This window comes from Rhizobacter sp. (genome assembly GCA_021153565.1).
Classification (GTDB): Bacteria; Pseudomonadota; Gammaproteobacteria; order Burkholderiales; family Burkholderiaceae_C; genus Albitalea.
In genome coordinates this window covers 1-8,441 of sequence record JAJKJU010000058.1, presented here as the reverse complement: position 1 = coordinate 8,441, position 8,441 = coordinate 1, and the positions used below count along the sequence as shown (strand labels likewise).

The 8,441-nt window shown below is 61.6% G+C and carries 5 protein-coding genes; 1 reads left to right on the top strand and 4 read right to left on the bottom strand.

The genetic code is table 11. The annotated features are described in order from the left end of the window. Positions 1-1,067, top strand: a 1,067-nt coding sequence (locus AC30NL_RS03870) for an ATP-binding protein (protein WP_489462694.1), incomplete at its 5' end; no start/stop codon positions are given. 828 nt (positions 1,068-1,895) lie between these two features. On the opposite strand, the gene AC30NL_RS03865 is transcribed toward AC30NL_RS03870, so the two are convergent. The 4 genes from AC30NL_RS03865 to AC30NL_RS03850 all read right to left on the bottom strand — a co-directional run. Further along, positions 1,896-2,492, bottom strand: coding sequence for a hypothetical protein (locus AC30NL_RS03865; RefSeq protein ID WP_489462693.1), 597 nt, complete (start codon positions 2,490-2,492; stop codon positions 1,896-1,898). Beyond that, a complete protein-coding gene (locus AC30NL_RS03860) occupies positions 2,489-3,295 on the bottom strand; it encodes a hypothetical protein (RefSeq protein WP_489462692.1) in 807 nt (268 codons plus the stop codon). Before AC30NL_RS03860 ends, AC30NL_RS03865 begins: the two co-directional genes overlap by 4 nt. Before the next feature lie 125 nt (positions 3,296-3,420). After that, complete coding sequence (locus AC30NL_RS03855) at positions 3,421-7,566, bottom strand: hypothetical protein (protein WP_489462691.1); 4,146 nt, start codon at positions 7,564-7,566, stop codon at positions 3,421-3,423. Continuing rightward, positions 7,556-8,441: lipase family protein (locus tag AC30NL_RS03850; protein ID WP_489462690.1), on the bottom strand; the 886-nt coding region annotated here is incomplete at its 5' end. The genes AC30NL_RS03850 and AC30NL_RS03855, both read right to left, overlap by 11 nt.

Sequence of the window (8,441 nt, the reverse complement as noted above, 5' to 3'; positions counted from 1 at the left end):
CGTGCGCGGCGTCGTTCGGGCTTGCGGATGGACTCGACTCACTGGCTTTTCTCGTGTTGGAAGGCTTCGATAACACCCCGCAAAAGGTCTCTGGCTCGGAAAAGCGGCCAGCTGCGGATTGGCACATGATCACACGGGATGGGACATTTAGGCTCGGGCTTAAAGGCTCCACAAGGAGTGAGGTCACCTTCGCGATTGAACGAAGTGTCGAGAGAGCAATAACTGCAGCTCGGTACATTAGCGAGGACACTAGGCGTTTTTATTTTGGTAAGCTAAGTGGATTTAGGTCAGCAGGTGTAGTCGAGACCGGGATATCGTCTGAATCCAACAAACAAGATAACCGCTCTCGAATTGAAATTATAGATCTGCCATCCATACCTCAAATACAAACCCGTTTACTAGCTATCAGTGCTTGCATAGAAGCCGAATGGGAAGCTTCCCGTGCGGCATGGGACTTAGCACTTGCAAAAGGACCAAACGAAGATTTTCGCGTTCCCACGTTCGTAGTTGTCGATGAGGCACATAACGTTGTGCCACGTGATACTCGAAGCCAAGCAGAGGCCGCGATTAGAGAACAGTTCCGCACCATAATCGCAGAGGGGCGCAAGTACGGGCTCTTCTTGATACTAGTCAGCCAAAGGCCTGACAAACTTGATCCGCTTGTCGTGTCCGAATGTGAAAATCGCGCCGTTATGAAGCTCAGCTCCAAATCATCGATGATAGCCACGCGCGAGATGCTTGCACTTGAAGACATTCCAGAGGGTGACCTCATGAAATGTCTGGAACTACCGCTGGGTCGAGTATTGATGGTGGGCGGTTGGGCTCCTGACGGCCCTGATTTCATGTATGCGGCGTCGCGTCGCACGATGGAAGGCGGCAGAAACTTGCGAAAGGATTACTGGGCTACACCTCCGGATCCGCCCCAAAATAAGCCCAAGAAAGATGCGCCATCATCTGTGAAAGAAGAACCAGCCGAGCCAGTCTTGACAGGAGAAAGCCAACCCGAAACTAAGGCAGGTGGGAAAGAGGCTTCGCCTCAGAAAGATGCCGAAGTGAAGGAGGAATGAGAAGGTGAATATGTGCTTGGAACTTCGATGCCAAGATGGCAGTCGCGGATATGCGCCGGTCAATGGGCGCGAACGTCATGCAAGACTGTTCCGATACCTCTCCGTATCTTGAGCTCATCGCTCACGCCGCACTCCAGTAGGAGAAAAGACCAAGGTCCTGTGCAGTTTCTGTACCGAGCGGCAGATTCAAAGCGGGGCGTAGGCCGTCCACCAAACGGTTCTCTGCGAATGCGGCAGTGTTGGCACACCCCAGTGAAGCCGCTCTGACGCCATGCACCACAGGCTCGTAGCTGACGTTCGCGACCGACCGTTCATGGCCGTCAGGGATCGGCCAGCCGACGGCGCCAAACGGCAGGTCTGCGGCGCATAGCTGCCGCCCAATATCGGAGGACCGGTGTGGCGTTCGAGCTGACGCGGTCGATGTCAAGTGTGCAGCGTTACCGGTCGCTCGCCCAGGGGGGGCCGCTCAACTCACAGTCTCGGTTCCATTGCGGTCAATGGACTCCCCGTCTTGAAGCTTCGCCAATGGCCGGTGTCGGAGGTACTGCCGACATCGCCCGCACTCGACCTGCAGTCTGGATGGCCCAATGACCGCTGCCGACAGCGTCGGACTCACGCACCCGACCCATACCGGCCGGTCGACCCCCGGCTACAGCGGTCAGTGGCTGCTCGACGGACCAACCACCAGCCGTTGGTCGAACGGCGCCTTGATGGCTCGCGGGGCGTCCCAGATCAGGCGTTCGGCGCCCCTGCGGCGTTCAGGTTCTGCAGGCCGCCTCCACGAATGGCCTTGTTCCCCTTGCCTTGCGTAGTACGTCGATCAGGGCATCAATTGAAGAGCCTTTGCTGGAGAAAGCCAATCGTGGCGGCCGGGATCTGAACGTCTGCGGGCTGATTTCCGTGAGGCAGGCCCTTGCGATATAGAGTCTTCGTCTGGCGCTTGCCTTCCAGTTGAACCACGAGGGTCTGCGCAGACAGCTTGCTGCGTCGAAGCCGCCGTTCGTTGATCCTCGCAGTCACCCGCCGCTTGCCGGACAGCACGTCCAGCAGTTCACGCGCGTTGATTCGCCCCGCAAACTCTCCGATCGACAGCAGGAACGCGCGGATCGCTTCCACATCGTCACCCTGGACCAGCGGTCCCTGCTGGGCAACGTAGGAGCGGAGCAATCGGCCCACATCGGTCTGCTTGCCCGCAATAACTTGCCGGGGTGAAATCCCGAAGGCGAGGTTCGGGACACTTCCGTCTTCAGACGGCGCGGGTACGAATGAATCGCGCTTTCTCAGTGCTTCGAGCGACTCGACGCCACGCAGACGCACTTTGTCCCCGGAGGGATAGACCGCGAAAAGGCCGTCACCGTCCGCGCCGACCGCAATCAGTGGCGACGGATAACTCCTGCTGCGATTTAGATATCCGACAAGGGTCATGACACATCCGGCAAAAAGCCTTGCTGGGACAACCACTTAACGGCATATTCTAGCACCGCCCGCGATTCGCTCGTGGGCGAGAAGGGATACATGTCCGCATAATAGATCACGGTCGTTGTTCGCGAATTGAGCAATTGATCGAGTTCCGGCTTGCCTTTCCTTCGCCGCGCTATCTGGTACTCCGGACCGATGACCACCAAACCCTCTGCAGGCCAAGGTACTGGCTCCAGGGCGATGACTTCGATGGCTCGCCGTCGAATGTCGGCCTTGAGCTTGGCTTGGTGCAAGGTCTTGACAGCATGCACGAAGTCGCCCGCGTCAGCAGATCGAGAAGCAATCTTCGTGCCTCGGATATACGCGAGATTGGTGCCGAACAACAGTTCCACTAGCCTTGCCGCATCCGTCGGCGCATCGGCGGACTCCGTCACAAAGTCGTCAAGGTTTGCACCATCATCCTTCTTAGGGAGTAGGCCCTCGTACAAGCCCCTGGCCCATGCACCGGTGTCAAACGGATAAATTTCCGTCCTTATACCACTCATCTGCTCGGGCGGTATCAGCACGGCTACCGGCAAGTCATCGACTTCCTCGATGTCGAGCTCATACGTAGCCTTGTGCGGGAGGCGGTAGAACGGCGCACCATAGAAAAAGTAGGTGGCCGGCCGCCCCAGCCTGGGGCACTTGCTGTTGAGTGGCAATGCCCGAGAGGACATATTCGCTTCGAAGAACCGGTAGCCAGTGAGGTGCGCTACCGGCAAAAGCGGCTCCACTGGCGTCGCCGATGCCACGGCAGTCGTGATCGACAAGGGATCTCCTCCGCAGAAATGCCCGTCTTCAGAGCGGAAATCGCCGGTTGCTATGTGGCACCAATATTACAACCAGAGTCGTTGCAATGGGGGCTGCAGGATGGCGCGCCAAATGGTGGCGCCGTTTAAGTCTTCAGTTTCACGCCCAGTTGCTCGAGCAAGCTACATGCGATGCGGCGCCTGGACGTATCGTCACCGATTTGGCCCCTGCCGCTACCGTCATCTGCAAGCTCCGCGGCCAAGGCTTCAGCGAGCGCCTGGCGATGCTCCGGCTGAAACTTCCCCAGTGTGTCCTGTGCGACTCGTAGCGCCTGGTACTGCTCGAAAGCGCTGTGGGACTGCGAGATGGCGGCGATGACAAGCGCGGGGTCCACCAGCGCCGGGTTGCCTCTCATCAGACCCAGCGCGAAGACACGCTGGGCCGGCTGCCCGTCCTGGACGGCGCGCCGCAGTTCTTCGGGTCGCCAATGCGCGGACTGCCGACGCGGCACCAACATGAGACTGGTCATGCGCGTGGTCCGTTGAAAGCCGGAGCCGAAGGCACTGCGCAGGGTGTCGAACTGCTCCGAGAAGCTTTCGATTTCCCAGCGGCGATCCAAACCGATCAATTCCTCTTCTACGATTTCCCATTGCGGTCCGGGGCTTGAATGGAAGGTGTCCGGGCCGTCCGCCAGTACTTCTGACAGGCTGACGTGGCCAGCGAAGCGCGCCTGCCGAAGGGCCTCGAACCAGATGTCCCGTCGCGTCTGGGGGTCGCTCACATGAGTGGCAATCAGGCGCAGTGCGCTGGCCAGCTCGGCTGGAACGACTTGCGGGCCGCGATCATGCGGGCTGCGCGGGATCCCTTCTTTCGATGTGACCGGGTACGCCAATGACAAGACGAAGCTGATCGCTTCCTCGGTTCGATGCTCGGCGAGCATCGCCGCCACGCGAGGGACGATCTCGGAGCCGTCGATGCTGCCTGTATCCGCGACCAATGAACGTTTCGCTGAAGAGCGATGACCTGACGAGGCCGACGACAGGTCAGGCCGACGCAATGTGTCCTCGACGATGAGGAGTGCCGCCTCATGGTGGCCCGTGAGGCATAGCAGCTGTGCGGCCAGAACCTCGTGCGCGACCTCTCTTGGCGTCGTGTCCGACATGGCCCAGTCAGACAAGTGACTCAGCACTCCAGCATCGCCTCGTTGCGCCGCCAGCTCAGCGAGCTTGATTGCGGCGAGCAAACGCTCCTCCAGCACGGTTATTTCCTCAAGCGCCGCCAAAGCCTCCGTCATGCGTGTGGCGATGGCGAGGCCCCAGACGAAACGCTTTTGGGCATCCGCCTCGCCCGCAGCGGCTGGACTGCTCGGACTCACGCGGGATATCAATTCGTCCAGCTCGGCCGACATTCCTGCATCCGCAAGTGCCAGCGCAAGGTTGCCCGGGCGGATACTGCTAGGGTGGCCGGCATCCAACTCCTCCTTGAGCGTCTTCAGGCATGCCCTGAGAAATTCCTGATGCCCGATCACGCTAGCGAACTGAAGGGTCAGATTGCAAAATCGCACTAGGCCTGCCAATTCAGGGTGGAGCGCCGCCAGGCCCTCGGTGTCGCCGATCCGTCGCAGGGCCTTGGCCGCCCAAAACAAGGCGTTGGGTACGTCCCATGTGTCATTTGCGGACTCGAGATGCCGCTTCGATTCCAGCGCTGCCTGTAGAGCTTCCGAGGCGACGTCCCAGGCTCGGTCGGGCTGCCGGCAGGCCACCAGCGCATCGACTAAGTAGTACTTGGCCCTGGGCAGATGCGTGCCTTCGACGACGGCGGCAGCGCTCGACGCGCGATCCAGGCAGCGCCTCGCAGAGTCGGCATCCGCCACCTCCATATAGGCAGCAGCCAGCATACAGTACGCATGGACGCGTTTACTCGCTGTGGCCAGATTGTTGGCCAGCAGTTCCGCTCGCTTCAGTTGCCCGGTCCGTGCAAGGACATTGAGGATTGGCAGGGGCGCCGTTGCGAGCTTCCGGGCGTAGAGCACGCACAGGCCCACCTGCCGCGCGTCGTTGGCATCGTTGGCCATGAGCCCAAGGAGGGCCGTGTCGACATCCTCCAGCCAGGCCGTCACGCCTCGTGACAGTTCGCGGCGCGCGCGCTCCCACAGGGGATCCGAGACCAGTTCGACCAGCGCAGAAGCATCTTTGGACGACATGAGGAGGTGCGTCCTCAGATGGGCGACGACGTAGTGCGGGGCGGTCGTCCACGGTCGACCGCCCATGTGTTCCACCAGTGCGTCGGCAATCACGGCATGGGCTGCGACGCTGCTCTCTACCGAAGCGGTAACGCGGGCGAGCATGTCTTCGGAATCGGCTGAGGGGGATCCGCGCAGATGCTCGGCCAATGCTTCGTGAAATAGGCGATAGACCGGATCGCCGTTCTCGACGGACTCCACGATGAAGTCGCCAGCGGCGTCGAGGGCCATTTGCACGTCGGCGTCCCCGTATGTCGGGGGAGGAGCCGACTCATCTAGTCCGTTCGAAGCCATGGTGGCAAGTGCGGTTGCTATCCGCGGCCAAAGCTCTCCCCAGGGCAGGCCAGCTCCCTGCGCCCAGGCCAGCGGACGCAAGATGTCGCGCACCGCTTCCGGGTTGGCCAGTCTGTCAAGATATCCCGCCATGGCGTCGCCGACCGCCGTGGGCAGGCTCAGGGTCTGTGGCTCGGCGACCGAGTCGGACGCGGCAAGCGTCTTGGCGGTGATAGCGGCGATCAGGAACGACGCTCCAGCGGCCTGCACGATCCGCGTCGCCACCTTCGCAGTCAGCGATGGATCGGCATCGTAGACCGACGAGGCAGCCCCTGTTCCGGTCGTCAGGCGCGCCTGGACGTAGGTGTGCATGTCCTGGCTTGTGTTTCGCGACTGATCGAGTGCCAGGACTTGAGCCGGTTCGGCCTGCAGGTCCTTCAGCAAGTCGGAACTGTCCTGATCCACGCGAACCGGGCTGCGCCGAGTGGCGACCAGCATCCGGACGCCAGGAATCTTGGCCAAGGGGGCGATCACCTTGGTGGCCAGGATCGAGGCTTGGCCGATCTGTGCCTCGTCCAATGCATCGATGGCCAAACTCAACCGTTGCCCTCGGGCGGCTTCGAGCAGCGAGCTCGTGGTCTCGACCTCGCCTCCCAGGCACTTGCCGATCTCCACCACGACCTGCCGTGCAGACTTGTTGTGGCACCAGACGACCACATCGAAGGCATCCAATGGCGGCAGCGTGCCCGCGGGCAGGGAAGAGAGGTCACCAACGCTAGCCCGGAGCTCCTTGTCGCTGAGCATCACCAGTCGCGACAGCAGGGCTGACTTGCCACTGCCCGGTGATCCGGTGATGACCATCAGCCGACTCGCCGACGTGTCTGCCCGGGCGCTGGACAGCCAGCCACACAGCCGTCGGAGCTCCTGTTCTCGGCCGGTGAAAAACATGCCCGCTTCGCCTCGCGAGACGCCTCGCGCCGAGGGATCGAAGTGTGCCGTCAGCTCCTCTTCTGCCACCAGGACCCCGAGTTGGCGTGTGGCGAAGTTCGGATTCGGAATTAGCTCGGCCGGACTCGGTCCCCACACCTTGCGCTCGGCCACCTGGGGCGCAGAGATGTTGCGAAGCTCCTCGTTGATTCCGCGCATCAACTGATCGATGTCGACCCAGGGTCGGGTCGTCCCCGTCCACTTCTCGCTGTTCACGACGTCGATGAAAGCCCGGGCAAACCGCCCATCCAAGGCCGGGTCGCGGCCGAACGTGCTGCACAGGATCACCTGGGCCCACGCGCGTTGAGGCTCGCGGGTGTTGCGCTCGTCTGCCGCATCCTCCGCGGCACGCTGGATCTGGCTCGCCAGCTTGCCCGCAACGCACGCGTCGATGATCATCAGCACGTTGTGGGCGCGGAACTGACCGAGCATCGCACCCAGCGTCTGCGCCTCGAGCGCGGCTCCGGCCAGACTGGTCCGCGGGGTGTTGCTGCCGAAGAGGTAGGCCCGGCCGCCCTCGTACTCACCATGGGCCGCGATGTAGATGACCACGACGTCGGCAGGAGTGCGTCCCTCGAGCCACCCGCGCAGACCGGACTGCATGCGCTCCCAGGTCGGATTGAGGCTCAGTTCAGGCAGCGCCCGCTCGTGGACAAAGCGAGGGTGTCGCTCGAACCAGCCCACGATGCTATCGACGTCGGATGAGACCCGCGGTAGCCGCAACTGCGGCAAGTCGTACTCGCCTACGCCGATCCCGACGATGTAGCGTCGAACCGGGTCAGAGCCCACTGGCAATGGCCCTTCCAGTGGCGGCCGCACTCAGATAGGGGGAGAGGTGGTGCGACGTGACTCCGTTGTCTATGCCGATGTCGACCACGCGTTCACCAAATCTCGTCGAGAGCTTTTTCTCAAGCGCAACGACGTCGCCATCGTCGGAGATGTTGGTCCAGCGTTGCAGCAGCACCGGCCAACGGCCCCGCCCGTTGTGAGGAGCCGGATCGAGCGCGTCGAAGATCAGATTGCGAATGCCCAGTGGAGATCCTAGCGTAACCAAGGTGTTGACGTTCGACCAGTTGGGCGTCGTCGCGAAGCGGTGCAGGGCCTCATACGAAACCACCGACCCGAGAGAGTGCGCCACCAGGACCCTTGTCTGCGGAGTGATCACGGCATTGACGCTGTCCTGCGCTTTCTGCCTGATGGTGGGTTCGCGCATATACCGACGTAATTGCGTGAGGTCGCCCCGTGCGGCGCTCATCGCAAGTCCGGCGAAGTAGGGCAATCGGGATAGCGCATTCAGCGCTGCCTGAATAGCCGCGGGCGTACCGCGCACTGTGTCGTCGGGGGAAAACACCTGACCTGGCTTGTCCTCGGCGGCCGAGCGCCAGATCTGCGTCCATAGCTCCTCATCGAAGCCGTCTTCATCGCTCGAAGCGCCTGGGTCACTCGCGGAGCGAACAATCTCCGCGCCTCTGAACAGGCCGCCGTAGAAGGCGAATTCAACCTCTTCGGCCTGCAGTTCGTGTTCTGCTAGTCTGAGAGGCTGAGAGTTTTTCTCCCACCCACCCCGGATCAGCGTGCGACTGGCTGAAAATGCCGGCATGACGACGCAACCTGAGCCAGACAAAGAGCCGCTGAGCGCGAGCCTGTTTGAGGATTTGCCGGCG